The sequence below is a fragment of the Martinezella sp. CNPSo 3964 genome, from assembly GCF_057784375.1.
Window position 1 is genome coordinate 695135 of record NZ_JBXSOW010000002.1, and the last position, 18213, is coordinate 713347.

General features: G+C 59.7%; 18 protein-coding genes. 4 read left to right on the top strand and 14 right to left on the bottom strand.

The window, feature by feature from the left end:
* Positions 1 to 44: 44 nt before the first annotated feature.
* On the bottom strand, positions 45 to 896 hold the full coding sequence (locus AC13Q5_RS09985) for an outer membrane protein (protein ID WP_075851539.1): 852 nt from the start codon (positions 894 to 896) through the stop codon (positions 45 to 47).
* Positions 897 to 1216: 320 nt separating this feature from the next.
* On the opposite strand from AC13Q5_RS09985, the gene AC13Q5_RS09990 reads away from it, so the two are divergent.
* A complete protein-coding gene (locus AC13Q5_RS09990) occupies positions 1217 to 1777 on the top strand; it encodes an SH3 domain-containing protein (RefSeq protein WP_488501566.1) in 561 nt (186 codons plus the stop codon).
* A gap of 87 nt (positions 1778 to 1864) precedes the next feature.
* Here the strand turns inward: AC13Q5_RS09990 and glmM are convergent, their stop codons facing one another.
* From glmM to ybgC, 11 genes are all read right to left on the bottom strand, one after another.
* Positions 1865 to 3217, bottom strand: a complete 1353-nt coding sequence (gene glmM, locus AC13Q5_RS09995) for a phosphoglucosamine mutase (RefSeq protein WP_075851541.1) — start codon at positions 3215 to 3217, stop codon at positions 1865 to 1867.
* A gap of 373 nt (positions 3218 to 3590) precedes the next feature.
* Positions 3591 to 5534 carry an ATP-dependent zinc metalloprotease FtsH gene (ftsH, locus tag AC13Q5_RS10000; RefSeq protein ID WP_075851542.1) on the bottom strand — a complete coding sequence of 648 codons (1944 nt, stop codon included), beginning with the start codon at positions 5532 to 5534 and terminating at the stop codon, positions 3591 to 3593.
* 116 nt (positions 5535 to 5650) lie between these two features.
* Entirely contained in the window at positions 5651 to 6976 is a 1326-nt protein-coding gene (tilS, locus tag AC13Q5_RS10005) for a tRNA lysidine(34) synthetase TilS (RefSeq protein ID WP_488501567.1), read from the bottom strand.
* A gap of 5 nt (positions 6977 to 6981) precedes the next feature.
* Positions 6982 to 8001 carry a tol-pal system protein YbgF gene (gene ybgF / locus AC13Q5_RS10010; RefSeq protein WP_075851544.1) on the bottom strand — a complete coding sequence of 340 codons (1020 nt, stop codon included), beginning with the start codon at positions 7999 to 8001 and terminating at the stop codon, positions 6982 to 6984.
* Between the two features lie 158 nt (positions 8002 to 8159).
* On the bottom strand, positions 8160 to 8693 hold the full coding sequence (pal, locus tag AC13Q5_RS10015; RefSeq protein ID WP_047629123.1) for a peptidoglycan-associated lipoprotein Pal: 534 nt from the start codon (positions 8691 to 8693) through the stop codon (positions 8160 to 8162).
* Positions 8694 to 8845: 152 nt separating this feature from the next.
* Positions 8846 to 10150 carry a Tol-Pal system beta propeller repeat protein TolB gene (gene tolB / locus AC13Q5_RS10020; protein WP_075851545.1) on the bottom strand — a complete coding sequence of 435 codons (1305 nt, stop codon included), beginning with the start codon at positions 10148 to 10150 and terminating at the stop codon, positions 8846 to 8848.
* A gap of 20 nt (positions 10151 to 10170) precedes the next feature.
* Positions 10171 to 10551 (bottom strand): hypothetical protein, encoded by a 381-nt coding sequence (locus AC13Q5_RS10025; protein WP_488501568.1) that lies wholly within the window; start codon positions 10549 to 10551, stop codon positions 10171 to 10173.
* 44 nt (positions 10552 to 10595) lie between these two features.
* A complete protein-coding gene (locus AC13Q5_RS10030) occupies positions 10596 to 11822 on the bottom strand; it encodes a hypothetical protein (protein WP_488501569.1) in 1227 nt (408 codons plus the stop codon).
* Between the two features lie 9 nt (positions 11823 to 11831).
* Positions 11832 to 12293, bottom strand: coding sequence for a protein TolR (gene tolR, locus AC13Q5_RS10035; RefSeq protein ID WP_075851547.1), 462 nt, complete (start codon positions 12291 to 12293; stop codon positions 11832 to 11834).
* A 27-nt stretch (positions 12294 to 12320) separates the two neighbouring features.
* On the bottom strand, positions 12321 to 13043 hold the full coding sequence (gene tolQ / locus AC13Q5_RS10040) for a protein TolQ (protein ID WP_075851548.1): 723 nt from the start codon (positions 13041 to 13043) through the stop codon (positions 12321 to 12323).
* 418 nt (positions 13044 to 13461) lie between these two features.
* On the bottom strand, positions 13462 to 13917 hold the full coding sequence (ybgC, locus tag AC13Q5_RS10045; protein WP_488501570.1) for a tol-pal system-associated acyl-CoA thioesterase: 456 nt from the start codon (positions 13915 to 13917) through the stop codon (positions 13462 to 13464).
* Between the two features lie 136 nt (positions 13918 to 14053).
* Between ybgC and AC13Q5_RS10050 the strand changes: the two genes are divergently transcribed.
* From AC13Q5_RS10050 to AC13Q5_RS10060, 3 genes are read left to right on the top strand one after another with little or no spacing between them, the layout of a single operon-like run.
* Positions 14054 to 15274: an NAD-dependent epimerase/dehydratase family protein gene (locus AC13Q5_RS10050; RefSeq protein WP_488501571.1), complete on the top strand. Its 1221-nt coding sequence runs from the start codon at positions 14054 to 14056 to the stop codon at positions 15272 to 15274.
* Between the two features lie 14 nt (positions 15275 to 15288).
* A complete protein-coding gene (locus AC13Q5_RS10055; protein ID WP_488501572.1) occupies positions 15289 to 16137 on the top strand; it encodes a glycosyltransferase in 849 nt (282 codons plus the stop codon).
* The gene (locus tag AC13Q5_RS10060; RefSeq protein WP_488501573.1) at positions 16134 to 17027 is read left to right on the top strand and encodes an NAD-dependent epimerase/dehydratase family protein; all 894 of its coding nucleotides are present in this window, start codon (positions 16134 to 16136) and stop codon (positions 17025 to 17027) included. The genes AC13Q5_RS10055 and AC13Q5_RS10060 overlap by 4 nt, the downstream gene beginning before the upstream one ends.
* Positions 17028 to 17126: 99 nt before the next feature.
* On the opposite strand, the gene AC13Q5_RS10065 is transcribed toward AC13Q5_RS10060, so the two are convergent.
* Together AC13Q5_RS10065 and AC13Q5_RS10070 are read right to left on the bottom strand one after the other, a co-directional pair.
* Positions 17127 to 17690 (bottom strand): DinB family protein, encoded by a 564-nt coding sequence (locus AC13Q5_RS10065; protein ID WP_488501574.1) that lies wholly within the window; start codon positions 17688 to 17690, stop codon positions 17127 to 17129.
* 12 nt (positions 17691 to 17702) lie between these two features.
* Positions 17703 to 18212, bottom strand: coding sequence for an NUDIX hydrolase (locus AC13Q5_RS10070; protein WP_488501575.1), 510 nt, complete (start codon positions 18210 to 18212; stop codon positions 17703 to 17705).
* Position 18213 lies beyond the last annotated feature (1 nt).

An 18213-nucleotide genomic window follows, 5' to 3' on the forward strand; every position in this document is an offset into this window, starting at 1 on the left:
GAGAGAAACCGGGCGGCTTTTCAGTAACGTGGAATGGATATTGCTTACTTGTAGACAGGCGGCTGAACCGGGATATCGGCCGGCGGCATATAGCTTGCGGTCTGGCAGCCGCCGAAGGTGTAGCGGGCACCGATGCGGGCTTCGTGCAGGTTCAGACCCTTGTCGTAACCGGGACCACCATTCTCATTGTAACCGAACATGTCGCCGCCCTGGACGTGGCGATAGCGATAGCCGACATCGGCCTTGAGATTGCAGGTCAGGTCGATGGCTGTACCGGCCATCAGCGCATAGGTGAAGCGCCAGCTGCCGCGGCCGTTGTGCGTGACCGTTCCGTCGCAGGAATCCGGGTTCGCATCAGAGCAGGAAGTGTTCTTCAGGTTGCTCCACTTGACGTAGGTGCCGCCGAGACCACCGCCGACATAGGGGGTGAAGATGCCGTAGGTGCCGAGATCGACATAAGCGTTGGCAAGCAAGCTGTAGGCCGTCAGCGAGGCAAGGTCGCGCGAGGTTGCCGCAGTCGGAGTAAAGCCCGGGCCGCAGGCACCGCAATCGCCCTTCGTGGAGCCCTTGAAGTCGGACTTGAAAAGATAGTCAAGCGTCAAGTCCGTGCGCAGGTAATTGTTGATCTGGTAACCGACACCGCCACCGAGCGTGACATTGCCATCGAGCTTCGCGCGATCGAAATCAACGAGGCTGGAGTTGGAGCCCTGGAAGTAGTTGGCACCGCGCAGGTTGGTGAAGGCATAGCCGACATCGCCGCGCAGATACCAGCCGCTGGATTGGGCAACGGTCACTTCCGGCGCCGGCTGGACCGGTTCCGGTGTATAAAGATCAGCAGAAAAGGCCGACGTGCCGACAAGCAAAGTGGCAAGTGCCCCCATCAGGGTTTTCATCATGGCTTTGGCTCCAAATTTCTTGCCCTTGGCACAGCAAATGCTTGCCAACTGAAAAGACATGACAGGGATAATGATGAAAAGGAGTTAAAACCTGATTAACTACGAATATTTACCCTGTTTATTCAGGAATTATACTTTATTTTATATATTAGAGAACGTTGATTTTTAAATAAAGAGAATGGGATACGACTATCTGCTTCCTTCATTTCATCACAAAAGCGCTATGTCTGGGCATGAACCGAAGCCCGGCTCTCTAAACCAATTGGCAAGAATCGAGCCATTACAGTACTTCGGCCGGGAGATAACTCAGGAGGAAGTCGTTGACTTACCGTCGAACAATATTGGCCGGCCTGGGCCTTGCTCTTATCTTCCTGAGCTCCGCCGCCCTGGCAGGCGCGATGCCTGTCGAACCGGTAGTCGCCACGGCTACTGCGTGGAACAAGGGGCGCGAGACGGGCTTGCCGATCCCCCGTTATGTTTCGCTCCGAGCCCAAAAGGCGCGCATGCGCGTCGGTCCGTCGACGATCTATGCCACGAAATGGATCTATACAAAGCCGGGTCTTCCCTTGGAAATCATCGACGAATACGGCCATTGGCGACAGGTCCGCGATGATACCGGAGTGACCGGCTGGATGCACAGCGCCTTGCTCTCTGGAACACGTACGGCCGTAATCGCCCCCTGGCTGACGAAGAACGCCATGCTGCGCACCGATCCAAATCTCGCCGCCAGGGCGATCGCGGAACTGCAGCCGCGCGTGCTGGTTTCGCTGCAATCCTGCACCGGAACATGGTGCCGAGTTTCGGTCCGAGAGCATTCCGCCAAAGGCTATGTCAGGCAGGAAAAGCTTTGGGGCGCCTATCCTGGAGAAATGTTCCAGTAGGCTGACTGTCATTCTTGAGCTGAAAATACTATAGCCGCCTCGATGAGGCGGCTATAGTATTATTCCAGAATTACTTCTTTCGTTTGCTCAGGCAGCCGAACGCACGCTCGAAATCACGTCGATCAACCCGCCGACAATACGTTCGATCTGACCACGATCGTCGCCTTCCGCCATGACGCGGATCAAAGGCTCGGTGCCGGATGGGCGGATCACCAGGCGACCGTTACGGGAAAGCTCGCTTTCTGCATCTGCAATTGCCTGTCGCACCTGAATGTCCTCCAGCGGCTTGCCGCCGGAAATACGGACATTGCGCAGCAACTGTGGCACCGGCTCGAAACGGCGACAGACTTCGCTGACCGGCTTGCCCGTACGTTTCACCGCAGCAAGGATCTGCAGCGCAGCAACGAGACCGTCGCCCGTCGTGCCATAGTCGGACAATACGATGTGACCGGACTGCTCGCCGCCGACATTGTAATCATGCTGGCGCATATGCTCGACGACGTAGCGATCGCCGACGGCCGTACGCGCAAGCGACATGCCACGATCATCCAGGAAGCGCTCCAGGCCGAGATTTGACATGACCGTCGCAACGATACCGTTACCGCGCAACGTCTGGCTATCGGCCCAGCTTTCGGCAATGACGGCCATGAGCTGGTCGCCATCGATGATCGTGCCGGTTTCATCCACGATGATGACGCGGTCGGCATCCCCGTCCAGTGCAATGCCGATATCGGCGCGCACTTCGTCCACCTTCTTCTGCAGGGCGATAGGGCTGGTGGAGCCGCAATTCAGATTGATATTCGTGCCGTTCGGTTCGTTGCCGATGGTCACAACATCGGCGCCAAGCTCCCAAAGAGCTGCTGGGGCGACCTTGTAGGCAGCGCCATTGGCGCAATCGATGGCGATCCGCAGTCCCTGCAGCGTCACGTCGCGCGGCAACGTGCGCTTGGCATGCTCGATATAGCGGTCATGCACGCCGTCGATACGCTTGGCGCGGCCGATATTCTCAGACTTGGCAAGATGCTCCGACATGTCCTTGTCGAGCATGTCCTCGATCTTCATTTCCAGATCGTCGGAGAGCTTGTAGCCATCCGGGCCGAAAAGCTTGATGCCGTTGTCTTCATAAGGGTTATGCGAGGCCGAAATCATGACACCGATATCGGCGCGCAGCGAGCGCGTCAGCATGGCGACAGCAGGCGTCGGGATCGGGCCGAGAACGAAGGCATCGACACCGGCCGCGGTGAAGCCCGCCACCATGGCATTTTCCAGCATATAGCCGGAAAGGCGCGTGTCCTTGCCGATGACGACACGATGGCGATGACTGCCTCGATGGAAGATCGTGCCGGCAGCGATACCTACGCGCATGGCAAGATCCGGCGTCATCGGATAGATGTTGGATTGACCGCGAATTCCGTCAGTTCCGAAATAACGACGTTTCATATGCACTCCTGTCGTTGCCGCATCCTCACTGGGACTGCAGCGGCATCGATATCGCCGCTCCAAGGCAAGCGACACTGCAAACATCGATGCTTGTGGCTCATGCCACAGATTGTAAAACTCGGCACTTAAATTACCGAGAACGCCTATTACAACGCGTTACCATTAATAAGCACTAAAAAACTGCACCAGGTCGAGACCGACAATAGTCCAATTCACAGCCTACTGCGTTCGCATTACTTTGCCCGACCCGGCGGTTGCCATAGGCGCCGGTCAACATCAGAAGAGTTACCGCCTTCTGCCATCTCCTAAGCAAAAGGCCAGCCACCTAGAACAGGTGGCTGGCCTCTCAACCGATATTGAATACCTTGCGCCCTTAGCGTGGCTGCGGCTCGAAACCGCCTTCAGGCTCATCACCCTTGGCACCGAGCGAGCCGTCCTTCTTGGTGCCGGTCTTCGGAACGGCCGAACCGCGGCTCGGCGGTGTATCGTCACCGAGATCACGTGCCGGCTTCTCACCACGAAGCAGGGCCTTGATCTCCTCGCCCGTCAACGTCTCGTATTCGAGCAAGCCTTCGGCGATCGCTACGAAGCCATCGTGATGCTCCGTAAGGATATCCTTGGCCTGTTGATAGGCCTGATCGATCAGACGGCGGACTTCATTGTCGATCGTCTGCGCGGTCGCCTCGGACACGTTCTTCGACTGCGAAACCGAGTGGCCGAGGAACACTTCCTGCTGGTTCTCGCCGTAGGCGACCTGACCAAGCTGATCGGAGAAGCCCCATTGCGTGACCATGGCGCGGGCAAGCTTGGTGGCTTGCTCGATATCCGAGGATGCCCCGGAAGTGATGTTCTCTTTACCAAAAGTTAGTTCTTCGGCAACGCGGCCGCCCATCATGATGCAAAGGCGCGACACCATCCACGTATAGCTCATGGAGTAACGGTCGCCCTCCGGCAGCTGCATGACCATTCCAAGTGCGCGGCCGCGTGGAATGATCGTCGCCTTGTGCAGCGGATCAGCGACGGCAACCTTGAGCGCCGTGATCGCATGGCCGGCTTCGTGATAGGCCGTAAGCTTCTTTTCCGCCTCGGTCATGGCCGAGGAGCGGCGCTCGGCGCCCATCATGATCTTGTCCTTGGCGTCTTCGAATTCCTGCATCGTCACCAGGCGCTTGTTGCGGCGGGCAGCCATGAGGGCGGCTTCGTTGACGAGGTTCATGAGGTCGGCACCGGAGAAGCCTGGCGTACCGCGGGCAAGCGTCTTGAGATCGACGTTCGGAGCCAGCGGCACATTGCGCGCATGGACCTTCAGGATGCGCTCGCGCCCGACAATATCCGGGTTCGGCACGACGACCTGGCGGTCGAAACGACCCGGACGCAGCAGCGCGGGGTCGAGAACGTCGGGGCGGTTCGTCGCGGCGATTAGGATGATGCCTTCATTGGCCTCGAAACCGTCCATCTCGACCAGCAACTGGTTGAGCGTCTGTTCGCGTTCGTCGTTACCGCCGCCGAGACCGGCGCCACGATGGCGGCCGACGGCGTCGATTTCGTCGATGAAGATGATGCAGGGCGCATTCTTCTTTGCCTGCTCGAACATGTCGCGGACACGGCTTGCGCCGACGCCGACGAACATTTCGACGAAGTCGGAACCGGAAATGGTGAAGAACGGCACATTGGCTTCGCCGGCGATGGCGCGCGCGAGAAGCGTCTTACCCGTGCCGGGAGGGCCAACGAGCAGCACGCCGCGCGGGATACGACCGCCGAGACGCTGGAATTTCTGCGGATCGCGCAGGAATTCGACGATTTCTTCCAGATCCTGCTTGGCTTCATCGACACCGGCGACGTCATCGAAAGTGACGCGGCCGTGCGCTTCCGTCAAAAGCTTTGCCTTCGACTTGCCGAAGCCCATGGCGCCGCGCGAGCCACCCTGCATCTGACGCATGAAGAACAGCCAGACGCCGAGAATCAGGAGCATCGGCAGCAGCGTGCCGAGATAGCTCAGGAAGCTCGAAGAGCCATCCGATTCCGGACGGGCGACGATATTGACGTTCTTGGTCTGCAGGCGTTCAAGCAGGCTGTCATCGATGACCGGAGCATAGGTCTGGAAGGGCGTGCCGTTTTCGACATAGCTGCCGACGACGCGGTTGCCCGTGACGGTCACGTCACGAACACGGCCGGAATCAACTTCCCGAAGGAACTGCGAATACGGTATTTCCCTGGAGCCTGTTTGTGCCGGCGCGTTCTGAAACATGCTGAACAGGGCAATCAATAGCAGAGCTATGATTGCCCACAGAGCGAAATTACGAAAATTAGGGTTCATCGAACTCCCCAGCACTGAAACTTCCGCCGCTTAAGCGACGGCATTACTTGATCCCTAACATAGGGTTGCGCCAAGCCGTTGCCAAGGCAAACCGCATTACCGCATGTTTTTTCCGTCTATAGGACCGAAAGCGGCAGCCGCCTATAGGTTTCGCGTCCAAAAGCGACCGATAGGTGATCGGCAAATGTGAGATCGAATCGTGTCAAAAAGCGGTCGAAGGGCGCAAGATGGGGCCGAAGCGCAACCTTTGTCGTCCCTGCCCCATCTTGCGCCACAACCAATGGCATCGCTGCCCTGGCGCGCCGCACCACACCTTTTGGCAGAGTCTGTGGAAAAATCGCCGCATTTTCCGTTCCGCAGGCACTGATGCAGACGACCGTCGAGCCGGAATTCTCTATTTCAAAGCGGCCATCCCAATTGCCTTTCTCGCCAGGAGAAACGGAAATTGGAGTGATGTTGCGGCTTTCTCGCATAAGGTAGAGCGCATTGCGGCGCAGGTCGAAGACCACTCCTCCGGCCGTACGCCGGCCCGGATTCGCCCCGTTCACAAATTCGAGAACGCGTTCCATCTGCGCTCGGCCCGGCGCATAGGGTCTGCCGCCGAAGGCGGCGGCTAGATAAGACAGGGCATAGGCAACGACCGCCTCATTGGCCGAGAGAGCGGATCGATCTATGACGCAGAGCGCATTCGCGTGGATTGCGACATGCGCGTCCAGCCATGCGGCCGCTCGCCTGGAAAGTGCGGCACGATCGGCGGCACCATCTGCCGGCGGTTCGGTCGCCGGCTCGCTCGCAAGATTCATGCGCGTGCGTACGCGCTCGTACTTCATGTCTTCGTTGCTCGGGTCATCGAGCCAGGAAACGCCATGCACCGCGAGAAAGGCCCTGATATCCGCCCGCCGACAGGCGAGAAACGGCCTCACGATCCAGATCCGCCCGTCAAACAACACCGCGTCGGCAATACCTGTGCCGTGGCCGTCCTGCCCACGGCGCGCGCTGCGCATGGCCATCGTCTCATGCTGATCATCGAGCGTATGAGCTGTCACGATCACATCGGCTGAGATGTCGGAGGCTAGGTCCGCAAGCAATGCGTAGCGCGCCTCGCGCGCTGCGGCCATGATGCCGGTCTCGGGCTTTTCCCCCTCCCAGCATCGGACAAAATGGGAAATTCCGCGCGAAGCGCAGAGTGCGGCGACCTCCAGCGCTTCGTCCGCTGCCGCAGCGCGCAATCCATGATCGATGGTTGCCGCGGTGAGGGTAATATCTTCGTGAGGATGAGATTTCAGCCGCTCGGCAAGGGCGATCAAAAGCCCGGTGGAATCGCTGCCGCCCGAAACGGCGACCAGAATATGAGCAGGCTTCGAGAGAGAATGCAGAAATTCGCTTAAGGCGCGTTCAGGCATGGGAGCTGTGGCACCGCCGGTCACAGCGTCACTCGACATGGCAATCAGCAGGCAAGCCGCTTCTCTTCGCTGGCAACCTTGCCAGTCACCGCCTTGGAGGCCTTCGGATAACGCTTGCCCACCTCGCGAAGCGTGGCGCAGGCCGTATCCTTGTTGTCGAGTGCCGCAAGCGACATCCCGAGCTTCAGGAGCATCTCGGGTGCCTTTTCTGACGTGCTATATTTCTGATGCGCATTCAGAAAGGTCTTGGCGGCCTCATTATACTTGCCTTGCGAATAAAGCGCTTCGCCGAGCCAGAAATTCGCGTCCGCAGCCCGCGAACTGCTCGGATAGCTGTCGAGATATTGGCGGAACTCCTGTTCGGCGACGCTATAGTCGCCGGACAGGACGTGGCCATAAGCCGCCCTATATTGGTCGTTCTCGCTGCCGAGCGAAGCCGTCTGCGTGCCGGAACCAGCACTAGGCGGCGCACCCGAACCATTGTTGGCCCCCGTTATCGAGGAACCGATCTGGCCGCCGCTCTGGTCGAACTGGATCGAGCCAAGCTCGCTCGGCGGTTTGCCCGAGCCGCCGCCGCGCGGTGAAGCGCCATTGCCATTCTGCGAATCGGTGATAACGCCGGCAACATCGTCCTGCTGACCGCCGCTGCTCTGCGCGGGTACATCGGCTTCGCTCTTCTTCATCGTGCCGCCGGCTGCCGGCGCAGCAGCACCGCCGCCACCGCGCTTTTCAAGCTGCTGGAAGCGGAATTCGTTGTCTTCCTGCGCCTTGCGGATCGTCTCCTGCATCTGAAGCAGCTGATAGCTCATTTCCTCGACGCGGCCGTTCAGCTGGCGCATCTGGTCTTCAAGCTGCTGCAGGCGTACTTCGGCATCGCTGTTTTGAACGTTGATGACCGGCGCCTGGCCGTATTGCGCTTGTCTTTGAGAATTGCCGGAAGTCGATTGCGCGGAGGCATCGCGGCCTCCGAGATGGATTCCAAACAATGACAAGGCAGAAGCATCGCGCTCGCTGCCCACAACGGCAGCGAGACAAAGCATGCTCGCCACGACAAGTTTTCTCATATGGATCTTCCTGTCCTATTGATTCTTCGGGCCGGAGGGCTCGAACAGGAGATTTTTACAATTACTCTCAAAAAGCAACGGAGTTCGGCCAAAGTGTGGTCAAAAAAGTAAAGGCGGCCACGAGGCCGCCTTTTGCATTTCGATCAGTCTTTCGACTATCAGGAACCGGCGCCGTTGAGCACGGTGACAGCGCGGCGGTTCTGCGACCAGCAGGACTCGTTGTCGCAGGTAGCGACCGGGCGTTCCTTGCCGTAGGAAATCGTCTTCATGCGGTTCGCGGGAACGCCGCGCGAAGCGAGGTAGCTTTTCGCTGCTGCAGCGCGGCGCGCGCCGAGAGCAAGGTTGTACTCGCGAGTACCGGTCTCGTCGGCATGACCTTCGACCGTGATGGAATAGTTCGGATAGCGAGCGAGCCATTGGGCCTGACGATCGAGCGTCTGTGCTGCCTCGGAGCTGATGGAGGAACTGTCGACAACGAAGAAAACGCGGTCGCCGACATTGACCGTGAAGTCCTGCGGCGAGCCTGGAGTAGCATTGCCGGCACCGTTCAGGCCAAGACCGTTGGCATCGTTCGGCAGCCCCTTCTTGGAAGCGCAGCCAGCCAGAGAAAGGCCAACGAAAAGCGCGATCATGATCGGGTTGCGGGCGAGGTTTTGCATATGGCCAACGGCCGGGGTTGCGATGCGGCTCATAGCCGGTCTCTCCTTAAGTCTCTATCAGGGTTGCCAGACTGTAACCGGGTTCGGTTAATCCGCTTCCAACAAGTATGGTTAATGATGTCCTAAAATTGTCGCCAAACGGTCCAGTCACAGGACTTTGCGGCGATAAAGTGGCAAGCCCTTCACTACTCGAGAAGCGGCGACCATGCGGGGTCAGAAGCGAAGCCCGGCGTCGGAATCTTCTGTTCGTTATAGCCGGTCAGGTCGATCGAATAGATTTGCGGTCCGCTCGCACCGGACGGCGCACGGAAGAACATGATGACGCGGCCGTTCGGCGCCCAGGTCGGCCCCTCACTGTAAGAGCCGGAGGTCAGGATCCGCTCGCCGGAACCGTCCGGCTTCATGACGCCGATGGAAAAATTGCCGCCGGCCCGCTTGGTGAAGGCGATCAGATCGCCGCGCGGCGACCAGACCGGCGTGGAGTAGGAGCCGTTACCGAACGAGATGCGACGCTGGTTTGAGCCGTCGGCATTCATCACATAAATCTGCGGCTGGCCACCGCGGTCGCTTTCGAAGGCAACCTGCGTACCATCAGGCGAATAGGACGGCGAGGTGTCGATCGCAGCGGTCGAGGTCAGGCGCGTCGTGGTGCGCGAGCGCAGGTCCATCGTGTAGATATTGGCATTGCCTTCCTGCTGAAGGCTCATGATCACACGCTGCCCGTCCGGCGAGAAGCGCGGCGAGAAGGTCATGCCGGGGAAATTGCCGACCAGTTCGCGCTGGCCCGTCTGCAGCTGCAACAGGTAGACGCGCGGCTGCTGGTTGGCGAAGGACATATAGGTCACTTCCTGCCGATTGGGCGAGAAGCGCGGCGTCAGCACGAGGTCGCTGCCGTCGGTCAGCATGCGTACATTGGCGCCGTCCTGATCCATGATGCCGAGCTGCGTCTTGCGCGCCGTCTTCGGGCCACTTTCCGCGACGAAGACGACACGGGTATCGAAATAGCCCTTCTCGCCGGTGATCTTTTCATAGATCGCGTCTGCGATGATATGCGCGACGCGGCGCCAGTTGTCCGGCTGGGCATAGAACTGCTGTCCGATCATCTGGCTGTTGCCGAACGTATCCCACAGGCGGAACTCGGCGCGAAGGCGGCCGCCTTCCTGGGTCACGCGGCCGGTCACCAGCGCCTGCGCATTGATCGACGTCCAGTCCTGGAACCGCGGAGTCGAGTCCGGATTGGTGATCTTCTCGATGAAGGCCTGCTTGTTGATCGGAGCGAACAATCCGGAGCGCTGCAGGTCGGCGGAGATCACGCTCGAAATCTGCGGACCGAGCGTATCGTTCGACAGAAGGTCGGTGATGGCGATCGGCATGGGCTGGACATTGCCCTTGTTGATGTTGAGCTCGACCACGGCATAGGCCGGGGTGGATGCCACAGCCATCAGGCCTGCTAGCACCAGCAGGAGACGGACGAGGGAGTTTCTGATCATATGTATCAAGCCTTTCAGCATTAATTCGCTGGATCACTGGCATCGAAGTTAATCGTCACTTCTTTCCAGTCGTCATATTGATCTATTGGCAGGTTATTGAACGGAGCAGCCCGAAGTACGGCTCGCATCGCGGCAGCAGCCATTGCTTGCTGCGTTGCCTTGGGACCGCCGGTCACGGTAACCTTCGGTTCGCCTACAATCTCTCCGCTTCGGCTGAGCCTAAGATGCACCCCGACGCGGACATCTTTCGCTCCCTGGAGCCCCGGAATCATGTTCCAATTCTTCGCGACATCTTCGCGGATGCGGCCCTCAGTCGAATTTCCATGCTGCTGCGTAGCGCTTGCAGCCTGCGCCGACACGAAACCAGCCGACATCACGCCCAAGGCTACAAGCAAGCTCATGCCGATACGGGGACAGTGATTTGTCAAAAGCCGCACTCCCCGCATCACATCCCCAGATCCGCTGCGCTGAAGTTGACGACGACTTCCTGCCAGTCCTCATATTTGTCCGCCGGAAGGATCGTCATGAACTCCGATTGCGCCCGAAGGACCGCGCGTACAGCGGCGGACTGCATGGCACCTTGTGTCGAAGCCGGTCCACCGTTCGTCGTCGCTTCCGGCTGACCGACGATCTGCCCGGACTTGTCGAGCTTGAAGTGCACCTTGATTCGCACGTCGCCGGCGCCTTCAAGACCGGGCGGGAGATTCCAGTACTTCTGGATCAGATCACGCAAACCGTCCTGCTGGCTCTGGCTGAGCTTGCCGGCACCGAGCGACTTCATCCCACCACGCGAGGCGACCTGCGTGTCGGCGCCGGCGGAAGCCTGCTGGGACGAACGCTTCGCGCCGCCCTTCGACGAGGTGTTGTTTAGAAGGTCGTTGATCTGATCGGCAAGACCATCGTCGAGGCCCTTGCTGGAGGCCTTTGGAGTCTGACGCTTCTTGTCGGCCTCCTTCTTGCCGTCATCGGCCGAGGTGGTCTTGCTCGTGCTCTGCGTCGTCGTCTTGTCGGTCGGCTTGGCGTCTGCCACCTTCGTATCCGGCTTCGGCGTCGGCTTGGTCTCGGGCTTCTGTTCGACGGCCTTCGGCGGCGTCGGCTGCGGCTTCACATCCGGTACGGGAACATTGTTCGGCACCGGGATTTCGGCCTGCTCGGTCGGTTGCTGCGTGGGCGGCGGTGTCGGCGTTGCATCGGCCTTCGGCGTCGGCGGTGTGGGATCGGGCTTCGGCGTTGGCGTCACATCCGGCTTCTGCTGCGGAATGGCAGCCACTTCCTTGGGCGCAGCCTCCGTTTCCTTCTGCTCTATGGTCTTGACGTCGTTCGGCCGCGGATCATCCTGCGGAACCGGGGCATCCACCTTCTTCGGCGCCAATGCCGCGGTATCACTTTCCGGCCGCTGCGTGGGGATGACCGGATTTTTGATATCGACCTTGTTCTCGCCGACATTCTGGGCGTTAGCGACCTGGTCTTGCTTCGTCGTCTGCTTGCGCGAGACGTGGTCCGTCACCGGCGCCTTCTTCTCGCCCTGCTGCAACTGATCCGCCTGCACGATATCGACATCCATCGCCGTGCTTTCCGGCGTCTCCAAAGGCGCCGGCGCACTCAGTGTCACCATGGCGCCGATCAGCACCAGGATGTGAATGACAGCAGATGTAGCAATACTGCGCTTCATGTCGGTTCGTCAGTGATCCGTTGTCTGCTGCTGCGTAACCAGACCGATATTCTTGTAACCGGCTTCCTGAATGCGCGACATGACGTCGGCGATGACGCCATAGGGTGCCTTGCCGTCGCCACGCACGAAAATGCGTTCACTGTAGCCGGTGGTGGCGATCGCCTTCAGCTTGTCCGCGATTTCGGTGGTCTGAATTTGCGACTCGCCGATGAACACCTGGCCATCGGCCTTGATCGAAATGGTGATCGGCTGGGTCTGGGCGTTGAGCGCGCCTGCCTGCGTCTGCGGCAGGTCGATCGGAACGCCCGACGTCATCATCGGTGCCGCCACCATGAAGATGATGAGCAGCACGAGCATGACGTCGACGAGCGGCGTCACGTTAATATCGGCGATCGGGCCGCCACGGCCTCCGCCGCGACGACCGCCCCGGCGGCCACCGCCGCCACCCTTGCCTCCAACAGACATTGCCATGTGAATTACTCCGGTTCTGTCCGCGACTTACTGTGCTGCCTGACGCGGCTGCAGCTTCTCATCGATCTGGCGCGAAAGGATGGCGGAGAATTCATCCGCGAAGCCTTCCATGCGACCCGAGAGCTTGCCGGCATCGGCCGAGAACTTGTTGTAGGCGATAACCGCGGGAATAGCGGCGACCAGACCGATGGCGGTCGCAAGCAGCGCTTCGGCGATACCCGGAGCAACGACTGCAAGGTTCGTCGACTTCGAACCGGCGATCGCCTGGAACGAGGTCATGATACCGACGACCGTACCGAAGAGGCCGATGAACGGACCGGCCGAACCGATGGTCGCGAGCGAGCCGAGACGGGCGATCAGATGCTCCGATTCGCGCGCCAGCGTCACGTCCATGGCGCGGTCGATACGCATCTGCAGGCCGATCGGCGAGCGGGCGCCGCGCTCGAACGACTTCTTCCATTCGCGCATGGCCGCGACGAAGATGGCGCTGAGGCCCGTATTGTTACGCTCCGAAAGCGTGCGGTAGAGCTCCTCGAGCGACTGGCCAGACCAGAAGACCTGTTCGAAGTGATCGAACTGCCGGCGTGCCCGCGCGTAGCTCAGATATTTGTCGATGACGATCGCCCAGGTCCATACGGACGCTGCCAGCAGGCCGATCATGACGAGCTTGACGACCAAGCCTGCCTGCATGAAGAGCGACCAGAGGGTGATGTCCGGTGTGGTGGCCGCTGCCAATGCTACTTGTTCCATTGATCCAAAATCCCCGAATCCAAACGCCCGGCGCTAGACCGGGCGGCTAAAAGTGATCTCACAAGAATTGTTTGGCAGCCGCCGCTGAACGCCCTGGTCAAGCCTTCCAAGCTTACAACTGCCTTCTTGCCGTCAAATTTGGTCAAAGGAAGGCGTGCACCGCACAAACTCCGACTAAAACAGTAAGACACTATTATGGTTAAAAGAATGTTAGCGTCGAAACATGAAGGATTTAACGGCGGCGAAGGTTATTCTAGCTCCAGGGAAGAACTGACCGGGCGAAACCGGCGGCAAACGCAGACAAAGCTTGCGCGGCGAATTCCTTCACATAAAACTCAAGTTATTGCAAGCTGCCTGTTGCAGACGGTCGTCTCCCTGGGCGTAATCACCTACCGCCCGGAACAAGCCGAACTCCGGATCAGCTGGCACTTTCCGATGCCGCCAGCATCTGCACGGCGAGCCTTTCCGGCAGTCGACGCGGGCGCCCCTTGGCATTGATGACGGCGATGATGACCTTGGCTGCGATCAGCAACGTATCGTCGCGCCGGATCTCCTGGGACAATACCATCTTGGCACCGCCAGCCTTTTCGGTGACCGTGCGGATCGTCAGCACGTCATCCATGCGTGCCGGTCCCTTGAAGTCGATTTCCATGCGATGGACGACAAAGACCAGCCCTTCCTCATCGGCATTCAGGAGTTCGCGCTGTTCCACACCGAGACAGCGCAGATAGTCCGTACGGCCCCGCTCGAGGAAATGCAGGTAGCGCGCGTGATAGACGAGGCCGGAAAAATCCGTATCCTCATAGTAGACTCGCTGCACCAGCCGGTGGCTTCCGGCTTCCAGTTCCCCAGCTATCAGAAAGGGGCTGTTCATCGTTGCCGCATCTCCTTGAATGTCCGGCATCTCTTTGGCCGAACTTCCGCCATCAAGCAAGCTTTGAACAGTTGTCATAAACTCCGACTATCCGGGATGGTGCCGGATCGCGGATCGGCGCAGAAGGAAACATCTCATGAAAATAGCGGTTATGGGCGGCGACGGTTTCATCGGTTGGCCAACCTCGCTCCATCTCTCCGACGCTGGTCATGAGATCCATATCCTCGACAATCTTTCCCGCCGCTGGATCGATACCGAACTGGGTGTCCAGTCGCTGACGCCGATGGATTCGATCCAGGAACGCACCCGCATCTGGCACGCCGAAACCGGCCGCCGCATCCATTTCAACCTTATCGATCTCGCCAAGGACTATGAACTTCTGAAGAAGTGGCTGGCCGAGCATCGCCCCGATGCCATCGTGCATTTCGCTGAGCAGCGCGCCGCGCCCTATTCGATGAAGAGCGACCGCCACAAGAACTACACGGTCAACAACAACGTCAACGCCACGCACAACCTCCTGAACGCGCTGGTCGATCTCAATCTCGATGCGCATCTCGTGCATCTCGGCACCATGGGCGTCTACGGCTATTCCACCATCGGCGCAGCCATCCCCGAAGGTTACCTGCCCGTCGGCATCGAGACGACCGAAGGCCGCACCGTCAGCCAGGAGATCCTCTATCCGGCCAATCCCGGCTCGATCTACCACATGACGAAATGCCTCGATCAACTGCTCTTCCAGTTCTATGCCAAGAATGACGGGCTGAGGATCACCGATCTGCATCAGGGCATCGTCTGGGGCACACATACGGAACAGACGCGCCGGCACACGCAACTGATCAACCGTTTCGACTATGACGGCGACTATGGCACAGTGCTCAACCGCTTCCTGATCCAGGCGGCGATCGGCTATCCCCTGACCGTGCACGGCACCGGTGGCCAGACCCGCGCCTTTATCCATATCCAGGATTCCGTGCGCTGCATTGAGCTGGCACTGAAGAACCCGCCGGCCCGCGGCGCCCGCGTCGAAATCTTCAATCAGATGACGGAAACGCATCGCGTGCGCGATCTCGCCGACATGATCGCCAGGATGAGCGGCGCCGAAGTCGTGCGCCTGCCCAATCCGCGCAAGGAAGCCCCGGAAAACGAGCTGATCGTCAAGAACGACAAGTTCCTTGATCTCGGGCTGGCGCCGATCACGCTTGAGGCGGGCCTCCTCGGTGAAATCGTCGATGTCGCCAAGAAATATGCCTATCGCGTCGATCGCTCGCGCGTTCCGGCCGTCTCCGCCTGGACCAAGGACCTCGCCGCGACGGTCAATCACGATCCCGAGGGCAAGAGGTTGAAATCCGTGTCATGATGCCGGGAAGCGAAATGCTGCAGGGCTTGCGTGCGCAGAGCCGGCCCCGTGCCGGCCAGGCGTTCGTGACGCTGGTTACGAATGCCGATTATGCCATGGGCGCTCTTGCGCTGGCACGCTCCATCGCGCGCAGCGGCACGAAGGCCGACATCGTCGTGCTGCATACGGAAGGGGTCGGCGAAGACGACCTTGCCCCATTGGCGGCGCTCGACTGTCGGCTGGTCGAAGTCGAACATCTTCCCCTGTCGGACGCCTTCAACGAGCGGCATGCCCGCAGCAACCTCCACGCCGCCGCTCCCTTCACCAAGGGCCGCAAGCCCTCCTTCCACACGCCGCTCGACAATTTCTGCAAGCTCCGGCTCTGGCAGCTGATCGAATACGACACCTGCGTCTTCATCGATGCGGATGCGCTGGTGCTGCGCAATGTCGACCGGCTCTTCGACTATCCGGAATTTTCCGCCGCCCCGAATGTCTATGAGAGCCTTGCCGATTTCCACCGGCTGAATTCCGGCGTCTTCGTCGCCAAGCCTTCGCTTGCGACTTTTCAGCACATGCTGGAGCATCTCGATCGTCCCGACGTCTTCTGGCGCCGCACCGATCAGTCCTTCCTCGAAGCTTTTTTCCCGGATTGGCACGGGCTGCCTGTATTCATGAACATGCTGCAATATGTCTGGTTCAGCATGCCCGAACTCTGGAACTGGAACAGCGTCTCCATCCTGCACTATCAGTATGAAAAGCCCTGGGAGGAAAACCATCCCAAGGCCGAGCAGCTGAGACCGCTGATCGAGCTGTGGCATAGCTTCCATACCGGCCGGAACATGCCCGATATCGCTACGCTCGCGAATCCGCGAGCCGCGGCATGAAAGTCCTCATATCAGGCGGAACGGGCCTCGTCGGTCGATATATCGTGGAAGAGCTGCTGTCGGCCGGATACAAGGTTGCGATCGGCGGACGCAACCCGCCTCCATCGGGCCTCTTCCCGCTGCCAACCTCCTTCGTGCCTCTGAGCCTCGACCCGGCGGAAAACCAAAGCTGCGCCTTCGACGACGCCTATTTCTTCGTGCACGCGGCCTTCAGCCATGTCGCCGGCAAATATCGCGGCGGCGAAGGCGAAGATCCGGACGGCTTTCGCCGCCTCAATCTCGACGGCACGGTGAAGCTGTTCGAAACAGCGAAAAAGGCCGGCATCCGGCGTTGCATCTTTCTCTCTTCACGCGCCGTCTATGGCGAGAGGGTCGCCGGAGAGACGTTGACCGAGGCAACCGAACCAACGCCGACCACGCTCTATGGCGAAGTCAAGCGCGACGCGGAGCATGCCCTGTTTTCCCTGTCCGCGCCCGGCTTTGCGACCGTGAGCCTGAGAGCGACAGGCATCTATGGCGACCTGCGGCCCAATAAGTGGGACGAGTTGTTCGACGACTACCTGAACGGCAGACCGGTTCCGTCCCGCGCCGGAACGGAAGTTCACGGTCGCGACCTCGGCCGCGCCGTCCGCCTATTGTTGGAAACGGAAGCGGGCCGCATCGACCGCGAGGTTTTCAACCTTTCGGATATTCTGACGGATACGCACGAAATCCTCGGGCATCTCCAAAAGGCGACACACTGTCCCCATGTCCTGCCCGCATCTGCGCCGCAGGACGCTGTCAACGCCATGGATACGTCAAAGATCCAGGCCCTGGGATGGCGGGGCGGCGGAAAGGCCCTGTTCAGGCAAACGATAGAGACACTGGCTGATCGACGCCGCGCGAGTTAGAGCATTTCCAGGAAAAGTGCGTAGCGGTTTTCCGTCCGGAATGCGCGAGGGAACAATAAGATAGAGCTTTTCTGCACTTCGAAGAGAAGCGGAAACGCTCTATCTCATCAGTTTCGTCTCGTCCCAGCCGAGCACCGCCAATTCCTCGCCCCTGAATCGCGCATCGTCGGCGACGATGAACTCATCCAGCTGCGGCGGCGCGACGCTTGTTCCCGCCAGCATGGCATGCACCTGACCACGGTGATGCGTCTGATGCTGGAACACATGGTTCAGCACATCATCAGCCCTCTCGCGCTGGACGCGGCCGCTGCGTTGGATATCGATGATCGCCAAGGCCGTCTCCGGCGTCACGTTTTCGCAGAACGCCACCAGGCGGCGATCGACATCTGCCTGCTCCCGGCTCAATTCATCCAGTCGATCATAGGGCTCCTCGATGTCGAAGGCCTTCAGGCCCAGCGTCCCGCCTTCCAGTGCATCGACATAGAACCAGTCGACCGTCAGGATATGATTGAGGGTCGCCTTGATCGAGGGAAAGAAGCTGACCCGCTTCGCCTCGAATTCGCCAGGCTTGAGCGCTGCACAGGCCTGATAGAGCCTGACATTCGCCAACGCATTGTTGTATGCCAGCTTGCGAAAGCTGCGAACCGGATCAAAAGCGGGCATAAAGCCTCCTCCCTAGGCCTTATCGAGATCACCGTCACGCCAGACGAGATGGCGCGAAGTCGTCGGCAGGTTCTCGATCTCCTCGGCAATGAAATAGGGCGGGATATCAAGCGCAACCAGCGCCTCCCGCGTCGCCCGTACCCATTTGAACTCCAGATCGTTGTCGCCGTCCTGGATGCGATGCACGATCTCATCGGGATCGAAGGGGAAGTCCACTGGAATATCCATCAGGTAGTAGAGGCCGAGCTCATGCCAGTCCATCTCCTCGTAATGGAAGAAGTTCTCGACCGACCAGAGCAGGCGCCCGACCGCGACAGCGACACCGATCTCCTCCACCATCTCCCGCCGCAGCGTCTCTTCGGAGGTCTCGCCGATCTCCGCCCGACCGCCGGGAAAGGTCCAGAAATTCTCATGCACGGCGCGATGCACCAGCACGTGTCCATCCCGAAATCCAAGGCCCGCCACCCGCATCTGGAACCGCGAATTGCCCGCATTCAATCTGATAAGCTTGCGTTTCGCCACG

What these genes read in the sequence shown, in the direction of transcription:
- ftsH (WP_075851542.1), bottom strand. Translation starts at nt 5,534, where the DNA reads ATGAACCCTAATTTTCGTAATTTCGCTCTGTGGGCAATCATAGCTCTG.
- tolB (WP_075851545.1), bottom strand. Translation starts at nt 10,150, where the DNA reads ATGATCAGAAACTCCCTCGTCCGTCTCCTGCTGGTGCTAGCAGGCCTG.
- AC13Q5_RS10030 (WP_488501569.1), bottom strand. Translation starts at nt 11,822, where the DNA reads ATGAAGCGCAGTATTGCTACATCTGCTGTCATTCACATCCTGGTGCTG.
- AC13Q5_RS09985 (WP_075851539.1), bottom strand. Translation starts at nt 896, where the DNA reads ATGATGAAAACCCTGATGGGGGCACTTGCCACTTTGCTTGTCGGCACG.
- tolQ (WP_075851548.1), bottom strand. Translation starts at nt 13,043, where the DNA reads ATGGAACAAGTAGCATTGGCAGCGGCCACCACACCGGACATCACCCTC.
- AC13Q5_RS10050 (WP_488501571.1), top strand. Translation starts at nt 14,054, where the DNA reads ATGAAAATAGCGGTTATGGGCGGCGACGGTTTCATCGGTTGGCCAACC.
- AC13Q5_RS10025 (WP_488501568.1), bottom strand. Translation starts at nt 10,551, where the DNA reads ATGAGCTTGCTTGTAGCCTTGGGCGTGATGTCGGCTGGTTTCGTGTCG.
- ybgC (WP_488501570.1), bottom strand. Translation starts at nt 13,917, where the DNA reads ATGAACAGCCCCTTTCTGATAGCTGGGGAACTGGAAGCCGGAAGCCAC.
- AC13Q5_RS10060 (WP_488501573.1), top strand. Translation starts at nt 16,134, where the DNA reads ATGAAAGTCCTCATATCAGGCGGAACGGGCCTCGTCGGTCGATATATC.
- pal (WP_047629123.1), bottom strand. Translation starts at nt 8,693, where the DNA reads ATGAGCCGCATCGCAACCCCGGCCGTTGGCCATATGCAAAACCTCGCC.
- AC13Q5_RS10055 (WP_488501572.1), top strand. Translation starts at nt 15,289, where the DNA reads ATGCTGCAGGGCTTGCGTGCGCAGAGCCGGCCCCGTGCCGGCCAGGCG.
- glmM (WP_075851541.1), bottom strand. Translation starts at nt 3,217, where the DNA reads ATGAAACGTCGTTATTTCGGAACTGACGGAATTCGCGGTCAATCCAAC.
- tilS (WP_488501567.1), bottom strand. Translation starts at nt 6,976, where the DNA reads ATGTCGAGTGACGCTGTGACCGGCGGTGCCACAGCTCCCATGCCTGAA.
- ybgF (WP_075851544.1), bottom strand. Translation starts at nt 8,001, where the DNA reads ATGAGAAAACTTGTCGTGGCGAGCATGCTTTGTCTCGCTGCCGTTGTG.
- AC13Q5_RS10065 (WP_488501574.1), bottom strand. Translation starts at nt 17,690, where the DNA reads ATGCCCGCTTTTGATCCGGTTCGCAGCTTTCGCAAGCTGGCATACAAC.
- tolR (WP_075851547.1), bottom strand. Translation starts at nt 12,293, where the DNA reads ATGGCAATGTCTGTTGGAGGCAAGGGTGGCGGCGGTGGCCGCCGGGGC.